The organism is Saccharothrix sp. HUAS TT1 (assembly GCF_040744945.1).
GTDB lineage: Bacteria > Actinomycetota > Actinomycetes > Mycobacteriales > Pseudonocardiaceae > Actinosynnema.
Genome location: NZ_CP160453.1, coordinates 3,538,773 through 3,554,253, shown reverse-complemented (window position 1 = coordinate 3,554,253; position 15,481 = coordinate 3,538,773). Strand labels below are relative to the sequence as shown.

Genomic DNA, 15,481 nt, shown 5'->3' with positions numbered 1-15,481 from the left:
CGTCGTGCCCGGACGGCCACGACTTGACGTGCCGGCTCGGGTCGTCGCGCAGCCGCCGTCGTCCGGTCCCGGCTGGTGGTGGCCCTGCCGGGAGGGATGGAACCGGTGGACGACCGGACCTGCCGGGTGCGGCTGGGCGCGGACGCGATCGAGCCCGTGGCCGCCGAGCTGCTGCTGCTGCTGCTCGGCGCGCCCTGCGCGCTCGACGCGACGCCGGAGGTGCCGGCCGCGTTGCGCGAGGTCGGGGCGGGGCTCACCGGTAGGCGTCCTGACCGACCGGCCGGACCAGGATCTCGTTGACGTCCACCGTCGGCGGCTGGCCCACCGCGTACAGCACGGCGCGGGCCACGTCCTCCGGCGCGAGCTTCGGGTCACCCATCCGTGACGGCGGGATGCCGCCGGTGTCGGTCAGGCCCGGCTGCACCAGCGTGACCCGGACGCCCGTGCCGACGCACTCCGCCCGGATCGCCTGCGCCAACCCCGTCACCGCCCACTTGGTGGCCGAGTAGAGGTTCCCCGGCCGCACCCCGCGCCCGGCCGCCGACCCGGTCAGCACCAGGTGCCCGGCGTGGCGCATCAAAGCGGGCATCGCCGCCCGCGCCGTGAACGCGGGTCCGCACACGTTGGTCAGCACCATGTCGCTCCAGTCGGCGGGCGGCGCGCCGTCGGTCGAGGTGAACGAGGTCGTCACGCTCGCGCCCGCGTTGGCGAACACCACGTCGAGGCTCCCCCACCCCTCCTCGACCCGGCCCACCAGGGCCGCGACCTGCTCGTAGACCCGCACGTCGCAGGAAGCCGCCCACGCCCGGTCCGGACCGCCCAGCTCGGCGGCGAGGTCGGCCACCGACGCGGCGTCGCGGGCGGCCAGGACCACCCGGTACCCGGCCTCGGCGGCCAACCGCGCGGTGGCCGCGCCGATGCCCCGACTGGCCCCCGTCACCAGGAACACCCCTTGTCGCATGGCAGCACGTTACCGCTGGTTGGATCGAGATCACCGGATCGGAGCAACGTCCGAGCGCGTTGTGGCGTCGTAGAGGCGTATCCACTGATTGGGGGCACATGAACATCAACCGCAGGTTCGCGCTGGGGATCGGCTCGGCGGCCGCGGCGAGCGCCGTGCTCGGCGCCACCGCCGGGACCGCCCGGGCGCAGACGACCGAGGCGGAGTGGGACGCGCTGATCCCCACGACGGCCGACCTGGCCCGGCGCAAGATCGCGGTGAAGTACGCGTGGGAGGTGGCGCGGGCGGGCGGCACGTGGTCGTCCTACATCGGCGTGGCCGACCCGGACGGCGTGGTGAAGCCGGCCGTCGACGTCGAGGCCGACCGCGTGGTCGAGGCGTACAGCGTCAACAAGGTCGCGGTGGCGCTGGCCGTGCTGGACAAGGTCGACCGCGGGCTGATCGCGCTGGACCAGCGGGTCGAGGTCACGTCGGACATCGTCATCCGGGACACCGACGGCATCTTCCACCTGGACGGCGGCTACCCGAGTTCGGTGACCGTGGGGCACGCCCTGGCGAACCTGCTCACGGTGTCGGACAACACGGCGGTGCGGCTGTGCGGCCTGGTCGTGCCCGCGCTGGAGCTGAACGAGATCCTGCGCGCCAAGGGCTTCACGCACACTCAGGTCGTGCCGGTGGCCAACCCGAACCGGTTCTACCTGGGCACCACCACGGCGCGCGAGACGTTCACGATGCTGCGCAAGCTGGCGGCCGGTGAGCTGCTGTCGGCGGCGTCGACCCAGCACCTGTTCACGGTGCTGCGGTCGCTGACGTCGTTCACCGACGGGGTCCGGCTCAACCTGACGTCGGCGGAGCGGCTGAACGTGGCCACGAAGGCCGGGTGGGAGGCCGACGGCCGCAACGAGGCCGGGATCGTGTTCGACGCGAACGGCAAGCCGATGATCACCTACGCGCTGTTCGCGTCCGGCCGGTACAACGGCAACCAGACCGTCAACGCGGACGACTACGGAGCCACCCACCCGGCCCTCCGCGCCCGCGCCGCGCTGGGGCGCACGCTGTACGACTCGGTCCTGCGCATCACCGCGAACACGCCGCGCACGTACCGCGCCCAGCCTTACCGCCCCGGCAACGGCGGCTGATCAACGACGAAGCCCGCCTGCCGGCTCGGGGGCGGGCTTCGCCCTCGTCACGCCTCCAGCCCGGCCAGGAACTCCCGCCACCGGCTGATCGTGAAGGACAACGTCGGTCCACCCGGGTTCTTGGAATCGCGCATCGCGACCCCCTCACCAACCGGCGCCACCTCCACGCAGGACTCACCGCTCCCGCTGAAGCTGCTCTTGCGCCAAGCCGCATCCGACAGATCCACAAGCCGCATGGTCGGCCGATCCTCCTTCATTCCTAGCCAGTGGCAATCCCGGTGATCAACGCAACCGAGTCGTCAGGGCTCTTGGCCACCGCCACCAGGTGATCGAAGCCATCCCGGAAGCGCTTGATGTCGGCGTCCGACTCCAAAAATATCTCACCCGCCTGGCTGTCGATGTAGATCAGGTCGGTGTCCAACGGGTCGGCGAAGTCCATCACCACCAACTGGCCCGGCATTCCAGGATGAGCGCCTGAGCTGAACGGGATCACCTGGATCGTCACGTTCGGCCTCCTGGCCGCTGCGAGCAGGTGTCGGAGCTGCGCCCGCATGACCGCCGGCCCACCGACCTCGCGGCGCAGCGACGCCTCGTCGATGATCGCCCAGAGCTTGAGCGGTTCCTCCTTCGTCAGGACCGCCTGCCGCTCCACGCGGGTGCGCACGAACTGCTCGACCTGGTCGTCGGTCGCGTCGTGCAGGACCCCGCCGATCACCGCGCGGGCGTAGTCCTCGGTCTGGAGCAGGCCCGGGATGAACATCCCCGAGTAGTGGCGGAGACCGTGCGCCTCGCGCTCGAAGCTGATGTAGGCGGTGTACCCCTCAGGCAATTGCTCGTGCCACGGCCGCATCCACCCTTCCCCGGCGGATTGCTTGTAGAGCGCCTTGAGCCGGAATTGCTCCTCCGTCGGAACTTCGTAGAGCTTGAGGAGCGTGTCCAGCGTCCGGTACTGCGGCCGTGACCGGGCCGTTTCAATGCGGTAGAGGGTGGTGGCGTTGAGCCCGGTGCGCTCCTCCACGTCCTCCCGGCGCAGGTCGGCCCCGTCCCGGAGCCTTCTGAGCTGACCGGCCAACCTGCGCAACCGGATGGTCGGCATGCTCTTCTTCCCGGCCACGATGTCGCGTCCCTCCTCAATGCTGCACGGCAAATGCAAGGCACCTCTTTGCGTTTTTTGCATTCCACGCCGGAGGTCGGCAGCCTTGCGGGCAGTCACCGTATCGGCGACGGACTGTGATGGCCACCGGCTGGACCGGTGGGGCGTGGGAGGTAGTCGCCATGACCACCGGCCCCTTGAAAAGGGAGAATCACTTGACCGAGCAGGAATTCACCCGACTGGCATACGAACTGGCTGAACACGAAGCACCGCGCCTGTTCGCCATCGTGGAGGAGCACGGCGACCGCGAGGACGCCCGCGTCGCCGGCTACGGCATCGCCTTCGAGGACCGGGCCGAGGTCGACTCCGTCGAGGGCGACCTCCACCTCAGCTCCGAGAACGCCGAGAACGCCCGCCTCCTGTTCGAACTCTCCTCCCGCTCGTCCGGGACCCGACGCGCCCACCTCGTGTGGCTGGACGAGCGGTGAAAGCGTCCACCCCTCACCGGGCCATTCCACCCGAACGAGAACGGAGAGCGATGTATCCAGCACGGATCGTCACACTCCTTCAGTAGAGGGGGTGACCCATGACCGACCTGCTGCACCCGTGCGACGAACGGCGAGGGGTGCGCCCGCCGCTGCGCGGGTCGCACGAGATCCAGGGCAACGTGCTGGCCGCGTTCAACAAGGACCACCAGCTGTTCCGGTTCGTCCGCTTCACCGACGACGGCCTCGCCCGCACCTGGCTCGCCGCCATGCTCGGCCACCTCAGCACCACCGCCGACGTCGAGGACTTCAACGAACTGTTCTCCCTCGGCCGCGCGGTCCTCGGCGACGACCCGCCGGACGTGCGCGCCACCTGGGTGAACGTGGCCCTCACCCCCGAGGCCCTGGTCGACCTGAGCATCAACCCCGCCGCCACCCGCCGGGACCTCCGCGCCCACTTCCCGCACACCGCCGAGCAGGCCGCGCGCGCCAACGGCGACGTCGCCGACTCGGCGCCCGCCCACTGGCGGTTCGGCCGCGCGGACCAGCGCGTCCACGCCGTCGTCACGGTCGCCTCCGACGACCCGGAACGCCTCCGGAGCACCGAGCGCGACCTGGACGTCCTGGACACCCTGCTCGGCGTCACGACGGTCCACGAGCAGCGCGCCGCCACCCTCCCGGGCGACCAGCGGGGGCGCGAGCACTTCGGCTACAAGGTCGGCATCTCGCAGCCCGGCGTCCGGGGCTTCCACCGCGAGGACCCGGAACGGCCCGGTCACCGCCTCGGCCGACCGGGGACACCGCTGGTGAACGCGGGCGAGTTCGTCTTCGGCCACCCGACCGAGACGCCGCGCCCGCCCGTCGCCGCGTGGCTGGTCGACGGTTCGATCCAGGTCGTCCGCCGGCTGACCCAGGACGTCGAGGGCTGGCGGGACGCCGTCGAGGCCGCCGGGCTCGGCCCGAGGCTGATCGGCAGGCACCCCGACGGCCGGCCGCTGGCCGCGAGCAGCGGCGACGACTTCGACTACGCCGACGACCCGACGGGCGCGGTCACGCCGTGCCCGGCGCACATCCGCAAGACCAACCCGCGCTCGTTCACCCACAGGACGCCCCGGCAGCACCGCGTCCTGCGCCGGGGCATCCCGTTCGGCCCCACCGACGACCGCGAGCGCGGCCTGTTCTTCGCCGCGAACTGCACGTCGTTGGCCGACCAGTTCGAGTTCATCCAGCAGACCTGGGCGCGCAACCCCGACCACGCGCCCGGCGAGCGCGGCGCGCCCACCGGGGTCGACGCCGTGATCGGCGGCCGGTTCGTCCGCACCACCGGCGCGCTGTACGCGCTGGTCCCGTCGGTGAGCACGCTCCGGCTGCTCGCGGCGGGCCGGGAGCTGCCCCGCTAAGGGGTGACGGGGAGTCGGTCGTGGCCGCCGTCCACGACCGGCTCCCACCCCGTCGCGTGCCGCCGCACCAGCTCGGCCGCGACCTCGTCGGCCGGCCGCGCCCACACCTCCTCGTTGAACACCTCGACCTCGACGTGCCCGGTGTACCCGGCGGCGGCGACCAGCGCCGTCAGCCCGACCAGGTCGATGTGCCCGTCACCGGGCAGCCCGCGCCCGAGCAGCACGTCCGCCGGCAGCGGCGTCACCCAGTCGCACACCTGGTAGGAGTGGATCCGCGACCCGGCCCGCGCGACGTCGACCGCCAGCGCCGGGTCCCACCACACGTGCAGCGCGTCGACCACCACCCCGACCACCGAGTCCGGGTGGGGCGCGGCCAGCTCCAACGCCTGCGCGAGCGTCGACACCACGCCCCGGTCGGCGCAGAACATCGGGTGCATCGGCTCCAGCGCCAACCGAACCCCGGCCGCTTCCGCGTACGGCGCCAGCACCTCCAACGCCGAGGCGACCCGTCCCCTGGCGGCCGGCAGGTCCCGGTCCGGCACACCGCCGGGCACCAGCACCAGGCAGCGCGCGCCCAGCGCGGCGGTCTCGTCGATGGCCCGGCGGTTGTCGTCCAGCCGCTGGTCGTAGCCGGTGAAGAAGCCGCCGCGGCACAGCGACGACACCTCCAGCCCGGCCGACGCCACCAGCGCCGCCGTCCGCTCCAGCCCGTGCTCGGCCACCGGCTCGCGCCACAGCCCGACCGCGCCGATCCCGTTGCGCGCGCACGCGTCGACCACCTCGGGCACGGACGCCCGCTTCACCGTGGCCTGGTTCAGCGACAGCTTCACGTCAGCACGTCCAGCAGCCGTCCCCACCGCGCCGCCGCCAGGTCCGGGTCGACCAGCAACCCGGCCAGGTCCGCCAACCGCAGCGCCTCGCCGAGGTGCGCCACGTCCCGGGCCGACTGCAGCCCGCCGACCATCGTGAACGCGTCCTGGAACCCGTTCAGCCAGGCCAGGAACACCACGCCGGTCTTGTAGTAGTACGTCGGCGCGCCGAACAGGTGCCGCGACAGCGCCACCGTCGGCTCCAGCACCTCGTGGTACCGGGCGAGGTCGCCCGCGTCCAACGCCCGCAGCGCGGTGGACGCGGCCGGCGCGATGGCGTCGAAGATGCCCAGCAGCGCGTCGCTGTGCCCGGCGGGGTCGCCCGCGATCAGCTCGGGGTAGTTGAAGTCGTCGCCGGTGTAGCAGCGCACGCCGTCCGGGAGCGCCCGCCGCAGCCCGACCTCGTGCGAGGCGTCCAGCAGCGACACCTTGACCCCGTCCACCTTGTCCGCGTGGGCCTTGACCAGGTCCAGGAAGTGCCCGGTGGCGGTCGGCACGTCCGACGAACCCCAGTAGCCCTCCAGCGCCGGGTCGAACGCCGTGCCGAGCCAGTGCAGGACGACCGGCCGGTCGACCTCGTCCAGCAGCGCCGAGTACACCTCCTGGTAGTCCTCGGGCCCGCGGGCGGTGGCGGCCAGCTTCCGGCTGCACATCAGGATCGGCTGCGCCCCCGCCTCCACGACGACCGCCAGCTGCTCGCGGTAGGCGGTCAACGGGTCCGCGGCGCCGTGGTCGGTGCCGACGCCCGCCGCCAGCCGCCCGCCCGCGATCGCCGCGCTGCGCCGCACCAGCTCGGCGGCCGTGCCCCAGTCCAGGCCCATGCCGCGCTGCGCGGTGTCCATGGCCTCGGCGACGCCGAAACCGTGCTCCCACAACCGCACCCGGTAGGCCAGCGTGGCGTCCCAGTCGAGCACCGCGGGCGCGCCGGGACCGTTGCCGCCGAACGGGTCCGCGACCACGTGCGCCGCCGCGAACGCCACCCTCGACCCGAACGGGCCGGGGTCCCACTCCCCCGGCGGGCCGAGCCGGTGCTCGCGGAACGCGCCGTCGCGGCCGGGCAGCCGCACCGCGGTCACGCGGGCACCTCGATCCGCCGACCCGTGCGGGAGGACTCCAGGCCGAGCGCGGCCAGCCGCACGCCGCGCACGCCCGAGTGGAAGTCGTGCCGGAACGGCGCGCCGGCGGCGACGTGCCGCAGGAACTCCTCCCACTGCACCAGGAAGCCGTTGTCGAACACCTCGTTGTCCGGCACCTCCTGCCACTGCGACCGGAAGTCGACGGCCGACGGCACGTCCGGGTCCCACACCGGTTTCGGCGTGATCGCCCTGGGCTGCACAACGCAGTTCCGCAACCCGGCCACCGCGCTGCCGAGCGTCCCGTCCACCTGGAACTCGACCAGCTCGTCCCGCCGCACCCGCACCGCCCACGACGAGTTGACCTGGGCCACCACGCCGCCCGCCAGCTCGAAGATCGCGTACGCCGCGTCGTCCGCCGTCGCCGCGTACGGCTCGCCGTCCTCGTCCCGGCGCTCGGGGATGTGCGTGACGGCCCGCGCGGTCACCGCCTCCACCGGCCCGAGCAGGCCCTCCAGCAGGTAGCTCCAGTGGCAGAACATGTCCACGACGATGCCGCCGCCGTCCTCGGCGCGGTAGTTCCAGGAGGGGCGCTGAGCGCTCTGCCAGTCGCCTTCGAAGACCCAGTAGCCGAACTCGCCGCGCACCGAGAGGACGCGACCGAAGAAACCGCCGTCCAGCAGGCGCTTGAGCTTGCGGATGCCGGGGAGGTAGAGCTTGTCGGCCACCACGCCGTGCCGGACGCCGGCCGCGTCCGCGTGCCGGGCCAGCCGCTCGACCTCGTCCGGTGTGGCGGCGACCGGCTTCTCGCTGTAGACGTGCTTGCCCGCGTCGATGGCGGCGGTCAGGGCGGAGACGTGCGCGGAGGTGACCTGCGCGTCGAAGTAGACCTCGACGTCCGGGTCGCCCAGTGCGGCGTCGAGGTCGGTCGTCCAGCGCGCCAGGTCGTGCCGCTCGGCGATCTCCTTGAGCTTGGCGGGGTTGCGGCCGACCAGCAGCGGTTCGGGGACCAGCACGTCGTCGCCGACGCGGACGCCACCGCGCTCGCGGATGGCCAGGATCGAGCGGACCAGGTGCTGCCGGTACCCCATCCGCCCGGTCACCCCGTTCAACGCGACGCCAATCGTGCGCACCGCCATGCGTACACCCCGCTCAGGTCTCTGGAAAGCGCTTTCCAACACGCTACGGCCGGCCCCTCGCGAACGTCAACCTCCCGACCCCGGCCGCCACCGCGGCATTTCACCCGAACGTGATCTTGCCCGCCTCGAACACCTGTTCGACACTCGTCCCATGCCCCGCAACAGCACCAGCCCGCACCCGCCCACCGCCCGCCGGACCACCCCGCGCCCGCCCGCCCCACCACCGTCGATGCCGCGCGGCGGCGCCCGCCCGCAGCGGGTGAACTCGCGTTCACCCACGTGTCCGCCAGCGGCTAGTCTCGGCCGTCCAGGACGCGAAGGAGGCGGCGTTGGCGTCGCGGCAGGTCACGCTGGCGGAAGTGGCGAAGCACGCGGGCGTGTCGCTCGCGACGGCGTCGCGCGTCCTCAACGGCAGCACCCGGCAGGTCAGCGAGGAGCTGCGGGAGCGGGTGCTCGGGACCGCGCGCCGCCTCGGCTACCTGCCCAACGCCTCGGCCCAGGCCCTCGCGCGCAACTCCAGCGTGCTGGTCGGCCTGGTCGTGCACGACATCGCCGACCCCTACTTCTCCAGCATCGCCGCCGGTGTGACGAGGATCGCCGAGGAGGCGGGCCTGGTCGTGGTGCTCGGCACCACCGGCCGCGACCCGCGCCGCGAGGTCGAACTGGTCAACACCCTCCGCGCGCACCGCGCCCGAGCCGTGGTGATCGCGGGCAGCCGCACCACCGACCGGTCCGCCTCCGCCCGCCTGGCCGAGGAGATCACCGCCTTCACCGCCCAGGGCGGCCGGGTGGCGTGCGTCTCCCAGGCCAAGCTCGGCACGGACACCGTGGTGCCCGCGAACCGGTCCGGCGCGCGGGCGCTCGCCCGGCGGCTCGCCGAGCTGGGCCACCGCCGGTTCGCCGTGCTGGCCGGTCCGCCGGACCTGCTGGTGGCGCGCGACCGGCTGGCCGGGTTCAAGGCCGGCCTGGCCGACGCGGGCCTGGAGCTGCCCGACGCCAACGTCATCGCCTCCGACTTCACCCGGGACGGCGGGCACGCGGCGGTGGCCGACCTGATCGCCGCCCGCACCGGCGCCACCTGCGTGTTCGCCGCCAACGACGTGATGGCGCTGGGCGCGATGGCGGCCCTGCGCGACCACGGGCTGCGGGTGCCCGAAGACGTCTCGGTGGCCGGCTTCGACGACATCCCCACCCTCCGCGACCTGGTGCCCGCCCTGAGCACCGTGCGCCTGCCGCTGGAGGAGCTGGGCGAGCGCGCGGCCCGGCTGGTGCTGGACGACGAGGTGGCCGCGCCGCGCACGGTCCGGGTGGCGGGCGAGGTCGTGCTGCGGGCCAGCACGTCGCCGCCCAGCGGTGTCGGACTGCGCTGACCGGCCGTTACGCTCTATTCTGGACACCATTCGACCACCCCTCGCGAGGAGTGATCCCTTCCGTGCGCGACGCGCAGTCCCCGGGCAGCAGTACCGAGCCGGGTCCGATACCCGGCTGCCAGCCCCGCCCGACCCACCGCAGGTGGGCCAGATGACCATCCTGTTCAACGTCCTCGGCATCGCCGCCGTGGTGGTCCTCACCATCGGCACGTTCATCGCGGTCGCCGCCGAGTTCTCCCTGACCGCCCTGGAGCGCAGCACCGTCGAGGCGCACGTCGCCCAGGTGGGCGACGCCAAGGCGCGGACCGTGGACAAGGCCCACCGGTCCCTGTCGTTCCAGCTCTCCGGCTCCCAGCTGGCGATCACGATCACCACGCTGATCACCGGCTACATCGCCGAACCCACCATCGCGCAGCTGGTCTCCCCCGTGCTGACCGCCGTCGGCGTGCCTGCGGCGGCGGCCGGGCCGATCGCGCTGACGTTCGCGCTGGCGCTGGCCACGGCCCTGTCGATGGTGTTCGGCGAGCTGGTGCCGAAGAACCTGGCCATCGCCAAGCCGCTGGAGACGGCACGCGCCGTCGCGGGCGTGCAGGCCGGGTTCTCCGCCGTGTTCCGCTGGCTGATCACCGCCCTGAACGGCACCGCGAACTGGCTGGTCCGCCGGCTCGGCGTGGAGCCGGCGGAGGAGCTGGCCTCGGCCCGCTCGCCGCAGGAGCTGGGCGCGTTGATCCGCTCCAGCGCCGAGCACGGCACCATCGACCCCGGCACCGCGACCCTGCTGGACCGCTCGCTGCGGTTCGGCGACCGCACCGCCGAGGAGCTGATGACGCCGCGCGTGCGGGTCGAGTCGCTGCGCGCCGACGCGACCGTGCTCGACCTGGTCGCGAAGGCGCGCGAGACGGGGTTCTCCCGGTTCCCGGTGTACAACGGCGACCTGGACGAGGTGCGCGGCATCGTGCACGTCAAGCAGGCTTTCGGGGTGCCGCGCGCGCAGCGGGCCACCACGCCGCTGTCGGCGTTGACCAGGCCGGCGCAGACGGTGCCCGCGACGCTGGAGGGCGACGCGCTGCTGGACCGGCTGCGCGCGTCCGGCCTGCAGACGGCGCTGGTCGTGGACGAGTACGGCGGCACGGCGGGCCTGGTCACGCTGGAGGACCTGGTCGAGGAGATCGTCGGCGACGTGCGCGACGAGCACGACCGGCGGGAGACCTCGCCGGTGCGGCAGCTCGGCGGCGAGGCGTGGCTGGTGTCCGGGCTGCTGCGCGACGACGAGGTGGCCGAGGCGACCGGGTTCCGGATGCCCGAGGGCGACTACGAGACGGTGGCGGGCCTGGTGCTGGCCAGGTTGGGCCGCATCCCGGACGCGGGTGACGAGATCCGGGTGGACGACTGGCGGATCACCGTGGTGCAGATGGACCGGCACCGGGTGGCCGAGCTGCGGGTGGCCCGGGCCGAACCGGTGGCCGACGAGCCCAGGGGGACGGGGGTGCCGCGATGATCGTGCTGGTCGTCTTCCTGCTGCTGGCGGGCAACGCGTTCTTCGTCGGCGCCGAGTTCGCGATCATCACGGCCCGCCGCGACCGGCTGGAGGCGCTGGCCGAGCAGGGCAGCAGCCGGGCCCGCACGGTGATCAAGGCGGGCCGCGAGCTGCCGCTGCTGATCGCGGGCGCGCAGCTCGGCATCACGCTGTGCTCGCTGGGGCTGGGCGCGCTGGGCGAGCCCGCGGTGGCGACGCTGCTGGAGGCGCCGTTCCACGGCATCGGCGTCCCGGACGCGGTGCGGCACGGCGTGGCGTTCGCGCTGGCGCTGATCATCGTGGTGGCGCTGCACACCGTGCTGGGCGAGATGGTGCCGAAGAACCTGGCCATCGCCGGCCCCGAGCGGACGGCGCTGCTGCTGGTGCCCCCGCACCTGTGGTTCTGCCGGCTGGTCGCGCCGCTGCTGCGCGGGTTCACCGTGGTGTCCACGGCGGTGCTGAAGCTCGTCGGCGTGACGCCCCGGGAGGAGCTGGAGTCCGCCTACACGCGGGACGAACTGGCGCTGCTGATCGGGCAGTCGCGGCAGGAGGGCCTGCTGGAGGACTCCGAGCACCGGCGGCTGGCGCAGACCCTGTCGTCCGCCGAGCGGACCGTGGCCGACGTGCTGGTGCCGCTGGAGCGGATCACGTCGGTGCCGGCGCAGCCGACCATGGAGCAGGTCGAGGCGGCCGTGTCGGCCACCGGCTTCTCCCGGTTCCCGGTGCGCCACGACGACCGGCTGATCGGCTACCTGCACGTCAAGGACGTGCTGGACCTGGCGGACGCCGACCCGTCGACGCGGGTGCCGTCCGGCCGGGTGCGCGGCCTGCCGCGGGTGGCGGTGGACGCGAGCCTGGACGACGCGGTGGCGGCGTTGCGGCGGTCGCAGAGCCACCTGGCGCAGGCCGTGTCGGCGGGCGGCGTGGTGCTCGGCCTGGTGGCGCTGGAGGACCTGGTCGAGGAGTACGTGGGCACCGTCCGCGACGGCACGCACGTGCGGCGCGAGCTGTGAGGGGTGGTGCGGGCGCCGGCCCTCGGCGCCCGCACCACCACCGGCTCACGACGCGGGTCGCACCGCGGGCAGGCCGATCAGCTCCCGCCCCGACTCGCGCTTCTCCTCCCGCTCGACCGACCCGGCCGGCCCTGCCCCTGCCAACCCCGACCCGGCCAACCCTGATCCAGCCAACCCCGGTCCAGCCGGTCCCGACCCCGCCGGCCCCGACTCCGCGAACGACGGCACGCTGACCAGTTCCAGGTCCTCGTCCGCGGCCCGGTCCAGCGCGGCCACGATCCACGCCTCGAAGTCGGAGTTGGCGGCCATCGCGGCCCGCCGCCACCGGTCCACCGCCTCGCTGCCCGCGCTCACCCGCGGCATCACCGCGCGCAGCGACTTCGAGCCGGGGTCCCGGCTCTCCCGCAGCGACCGCCGCAGCACCGTGCGCGACCAGCCCTCGCGCTCCGCGAGGTCGAGCCACTTGTCCTGCTCGGCCGGCGGCAGCGCCGCGACCTCCGCGTGGTGCTGGAACGGCAGCCCCGGACGGCGCCGGGACGCCTCGAACTTGCGCGCGATCCACGCGTAGTTGCGCAACGTCTGGTAGTCGAGCCCCACAGCTTCGACCGCCCGGCGGTAACGATCGGTGTACTTGTCCTGGCCGAAGACGAGCCAGTCGCCCAGGTACCACGCCGACGAACTGGCGATGCGCGAGATCCGCTGCCCCGCCTGCTCCCACGACTCGAACGTGACGTCCCGCGGGAACGCCAGGCCCACCGGTGTGGTGAGGATCCGGCCTTCGACCGCGCCAGCGGGACGACGGCGCGGCACTGCGTTCACCTTGTCCACTTGCTCCCCCTGATCCGCGTTGAGCTTCATTGCTACCGCAGGGGTCCTCACACACCGATCAACTTCCGCTCACACCCGCTCCCACCGCTCCCCACCACCCACCTCGAACCCGGTCCGACGGCGCACGGCCCACCCCGCCCGACTACGGTTGGTCACGTGGAGCCGCGTGAGGACGACGACGAGGACGACTTCGACCCGGAAGAGGACGAGGACGGTTTCGACGACGATGACGTCGAGGACGAGGACGACCTGTTCGGCGTCACCTCGGAACCGCGCACCATCTGCCACCTGTGCGGCGGCGCGGGCTTCATCGCCAACCCGACGTCGGCCGTGATCGGCGGCGCGCCCCGCACCGTCGACAACGGCCGCGAGTGCCCGCACTGCGCCGGCGCCCGCAAGTTCCCCGGCCTGGTCCCGCCGGTCTGACGCCACGACCGGGCCTCACCGGCTCGCGGCCGTCAGCTCCGCCTCCCGGAACGCCCGCGGCGAGAGGCCGACCCACGCCACGGCCAGGGCGGCGACCTGGATCGACGCCCCCACCACCCACACCGCGCGCAGGCCGAAGCCGGCGGCGACGAAGCCGCCCGCCAGGGCGCCCAGCGGGGTCAGCCCCCAGGCCAGCGCGCGGTGGCTGGTCAGCACCCGGCCCAGCAGCGCGGGCGGGGTGAACCGCTGCCGGCTGGACTGCGAGCAGACGTTCCACACCATCACGACCGCCGACTGCGCGAACATCACCACCCCGACCGCCCACGCCCACGGCGGCAGGACGGCGACCAGCGCCAGCGTCACCACCATGCCGACCTGCCCGAGCCTCATCGACCACGAGTAGCCGAGCCGGTCCACCACCCACCCGACCACGAACGACGACGCCACCCACCCCGCGGCCGTCACGGCCAGCATCACGCCGTAACCGACCGCGTCGAGCTTCAGCACCTCCTGCGCGTACAGCACGAACATCGCCATCACCGCGCTCGCCGCGAACGACCCGAGCGCCACCGCCACCGTGATCGACAGCAGCAGCCGCGTCCCGACCAGGAACTTCAGCCCCTCCGCGACATCGCGCAGCGGGTGCTTGGTCGACGGCGTCACCGCGGCCGACCGCAGCCCCTTGACCAGCGCCAACGCCACCAGCGCCGCCGCGAAGGCGAGCCACGCGGGGGTGCCGAGGCCGAACGCCACCAGGAAGCCCGCCACCGGCGGCACGATGAACTGCACCGCGCCCCGGTCGATCAGGATCAGCCGCGTGTTGGCCTTCGCCAGCCGGCCGGGCTCCACCACCTCGGGCAGCAGCGCGCCGGTCGCGCCGTCACCGAGCACCTGCGCCGACGTCACCACGAACGCGATGACCACCAGCAGCGGCAGGCTCAGCGAGTCGGTCACCCCGGCCACCGCGAGCGCCAGCGCCACGCACCCCTGCACCGCGTACGCCGACGCGAGCACCACACTGCGCCGCACCCGGTCGATGAGCACACCGGCGAACAGCGAGAACAGCAGCCACGGCGCCTGACCCACCGTGTTGACCAGCGACAGCTCCCGCGGGTCGGTGGTGATCGTGGCCGCGATCCACGGCAGCACCGCCAGCATCAGGCCCTCGGCCACCGAACCGGACACCGCGACGGCCTGCAGCCGCACCCACCCCCTGGACATGGTCCACACCCTGCCAACACCCACTGGCGGCAGCCGACGTTTTAGCGTGGAGTGAACCCATGGCCCTCCGCTTCTCCGTCTCACCGCTGTGGGAGACGATCGCCGGCCTGCGCGTGCTGGCCGCGCCCGGCCTCTCCCCCGTGCACCAGCGCTGGGCCGCGTGGGCCGAGGAACGCCTCGCGGACCTGGGCGAGGACCGGTCGCTGCTGCACGTCCTGGTGACCCGGCCGGTGGTGCCGGAGTTCCTGATCCCGACGCCCGGCGTGCGGTCGGAGCGGGTCGGCGTGGAGATCGACGCCATCACCAAGGCCACCCCGGAGCGGGTCGCGGCGGCGGTCGGGCACCCGCTGCCGGCGACCGCCATCGCCGCCGTGCAGGAACGCCTGCGCGCCGTGCACGACGCGATCATCGCCCCGATCTGGCCGCGCCTGGAGGGCGTCCTCCAGGGTGACGTCGAGCGGCGCGGTCGGCGGCTGGTCGAGGCGGGCGGACCGACCGTGCTGGCCGAGCTGCACCCCGACGTGTCGCACGACTACCCGCACCTGACCGTGGCCGACCGGACCGTCGACGTCGGCGAGCGGGACCTCGTGCTGGTGCCGTCGGCGTTCACCTGGCCGCACGCCTACCTCCGGGACAGCCCCGTCCGGCTGGCGCTCTGCTACCCCGCGCACGGCTTCGGCTCGCTGTGGGAGCGGTCGGACGCGCCGACGCACGGCGCGCTGGCCCGGTTGGTCGGCCCGACCCGCGCCCGGCTGCTGCACGAGCTGGAGCGGCCCAGCACCGTGACCGAGCTGGCCACCCGGCTCGGCGTGACGGTGGGCGCGGTGTCCCAGCACCTGGCCGTGCTGCGCGCGGCGGGTCTCGCGGTCAGCCGCCGCGAGGGCCGCGAGGTGGTGTCGCTGCGCACCGGGCTGGCGTTGGCGCTGGTCCGGGGCGAAGTACCCTGAT

17 protein-coding genes are annotated in these 15,481 nt (G+C 73.4%); 9 read left to right on the top strand and 8 right to left on the bottom strand.

What is annotated here, in order from left to right:
• The first annotated feature begins 105 nt into the window (after positions 1–105).
• Positions 106–300 (top strand): hypothetical protein, encoded by a 195-nt coding sequence (locus AB0F89_RS17455; RefSeq protein ID WP_367137450.1) that lies wholly within the window; start codon positions 106–108, stop codon positions 298–300.
• Here AB0F89_RS17455 and AB0F89_RS17450 read toward each other — a convergent pair.
• Positions 254–961 carry an SDR family oxidoreductase gene (locus tag AB0F89_RS17450; RefSeq protein WP_367137448.1) on the bottom strand — a complete coding sequence of 236 codons (708 nt, stop codon included), beginning with the start codon at positions 959–961 and terminating at the stop codon, positions 254–256. The genes AB0F89_RS17455 and AB0F89_RS17450 overlap by 47 nt on opposite strands.
• A gap of 98 nt (positions 962–1,059) precedes the next feature.
• On the opposite strand from AB0F89_RS17450, the gene AB0F89_RS17445 reads away from it, so the two are divergent.
• Positions 1,060–2,100: a serine hydrolase gene (locus AB0F89_RS17445; RefSeq protein ID WP_367137446.1), complete on the top strand. Its 1,041-nt coding sequence runs from the start codon at positions 1,060–1,062 to the stop codon at positions 2,098–2,100.
• A 47-nt stretch (positions 2,101–2,147) separates the two neighbouring features.
• Here AB0F89_RS17445 and AB0F89_RS17440 read toward each other — a convergent pair whose 3' ends face one another.
• Together AB0F89_RS17440 and AB0F89_RS17435 are read right to left on the bottom strand one after the other, a co-directional pair.
• On the bottom strand, positions 2,148–2,336 hold the full coding sequence (locus AB0F89_RS17440; RefSeq protein ID WP_367137444.1) for a DUF397 domain-containing protein: 189 nt from the start codon (positions 2,334–2,336) through the stop codon (positions 2,148–2,150).
• A 23-nt stretch (positions 2,337–2,359) separates the two neighbouring features.
• A complete protein-coding gene (locus AB0F89_RS17435; RefSeq protein ID WP_367137442.1) occupies positions 2,360–3,214 on the bottom strand; it encodes a helix-turn-helix domain-containing protein in 855 nt (284 codons plus the stop codon).
• 194 nt (positions 3,215–3,408) lie between these two features.
• Between AB0F89_RS17435 and AB0F89_RS17430 the strand changes: the two genes are divergently transcribed.
• A complete protein-coding gene (locus tag AB0F89_RS17430; protein WP_367137440.1) occupies positions 3,409–3,681 on the top strand; it encodes a hypothetical protein in 273 nt (90 codons plus the stop codon).
• Positions 3,682–3,779: 98 nt separating this feature from the next.
• On the top strand, positions 3,780–5,078 hold the full coding sequence (locus AB0F89_RS17425; protein WP_367137438.1) for a Dyp-type peroxidase: 1,299 nt from the start codon (positions 3,780–3,782) through the stop codon (positions 5,076–5,078).
• On the opposite strand, the gene AB0F89_RS17420 is transcribed toward AB0F89_RS17425, so the two are convergent.
• Genes AB0F89_RS17420 through AB0F89_RS17410 form a run of 3 tightly spaced genes read right to left on the bottom strand, consistent with a single transcriptional unit; the run spans position 5,075 to position 8,159 of the window.
• Positions 5,075–5,908, bottom strand: a complete 834-nt coding sequence (locus AB0F89_RS17420; protein WP_367137436.1) for a sugar phosphate isomerase/epimerase family protein — start codon at positions 5,906–5,908, stop codon at positions 5,075–5,077. The genes AB0F89_RS17425 and AB0F89_RS17420 overlap by 4 nt on opposite strands.
• On the bottom strand, positions 5,905–7,023 hold the full coding sequence (locus tag AB0F89_RS17415) for a dihydrodipicolinate synthase family protein (RefSeq protein ID WP_367137434.1): 1,119 nt from the start codon (positions 7,021–7,023) through the stop codon (positions 5,905–5,907). Before AB0F89_RS17415 ends, AB0F89_RS17420 begins: the two co-directional genes overlap by 4 nt.
• On the bottom strand, positions 7,020–8,159 hold the full coding sequence (locus AB0F89_RS17410; protein ID WP_367137432.1) for a Gfo/Idh/MocA family protein: 1,140 nt from the start codon (positions 8,157–8,159) through the stop codon (positions 7,020–7,022). Before AB0F89_RS17410 ends, AB0F89_RS17415 begins: the two co-directional genes overlap by 4 nt.
• Positions 8,160–8,488: 329 nt before the next feature.
• Between AB0F89_RS17410 and AB0F89_RS17405 the strand changes: the two genes are divergently transcribed.
• The 3 genes from AB0F89_RS17405 (at position 8,489) to AB0F89_RS17395 (ending at position 12,058) form a co-directional block, all read left to right on the top strand.
• A complete protein-coding gene (locus AB0F89_RS17405; RefSeq protein ID WP_367137430.1) occupies positions 8,489–9,529 on the top strand; it encodes a LacI family DNA-binding transcriptional regulator in 1,041 nt (346 codons plus the stop codon).
• Positions 9,530–9,680: 151 nt separating this feature from the next.
• Positions 9,681–11,027: a hemolysin family protein gene (locus tag AB0F89_RS17400; protein ID WP_367137428.1), complete on the top strand. Its 1,347-nt coding sequence runs from the start codon at positions 9,681–9,683 to the stop codon at positions 11,025–11,027.
• The gene (locus AB0F89_RS17395) at positions 11,024–12,058 is read left to right on the top strand and encodes a hemolysin family protein (protein ID WP_367137426.1); all 1,035 of its coding nucleotides are present in this window, start codon (positions 11,024–11,026) and stop codon (positions 12,056–12,058) included. The genes AB0F89_RS17400 and AB0F89_RS17395 overlap by 4 nt, the downstream gene beginning before the upstream one ends.
• Before the next feature lie 45 nt (positions 12,059–12,103).
• On the opposite strand, the gene AB0F89_RS17390 is transcribed toward AB0F89_RS17395, so the two are convergent.
• Positions 12,104–12,868 (bottom strand): LmbU family transcriptional regulator, encoded by a 765-nt coding sequence (locus tag AB0F89_RS17390; RefSeq protein WP_367137424.1) that lies wholly within the window; start codon positions 12,866–12,868, stop codon positions 12,104–12,106.
• Positions 12,869–13,042: 174 nt separating this feature from the next.
• Here AB0F89_RS17390 and AB0F89_RS17385 point away from each other — a divergent pair, with 174 nt between their 5' ends.
• Entirely contained in the window at positions 13,043–13,312 is a 270-nt protein-coding gene (locus AB0F89_RS17385) for a hypothetical protein (protein WP_367137422.1), read from the top strand.
• Between the two features lie 15 nt (positions 13,313–13,327).
• Here the strand turns inward: AB0F89_RS17385 and AB0F89_RS17380 are convergent, their stop codons facing one another.
• Positions 13,328–14,533 (bottom strand): MFS transporter, encoded by a 1,206-nt coding sequence (locus tag AB0F89_RS17380; RefSeq protein WP_367137420.1) that lies wholly within the window; start codon positions 14,531–14,533, stop codon positions 13,328–13,330.
• Positions 14,534–14,592: 59 nt separating this feature from the next.
• Between AB0F89_RS17380 and AB0F89_RS17375 the strand changes: the two genes are divergently transcribed.
• Positions 14,593–15,480 (top strand): DUF5937 family protein, encoded by an 888-nt coding sequence (locus AB0F89_RS17375; RefSeq protein ID WP_367137418.1) that lies wholly within the window; start codon positions 14,593–14,595, stop codon positions 15,478–15,480.
• Position 15,481: the final 1 nt, after the last annotated feature.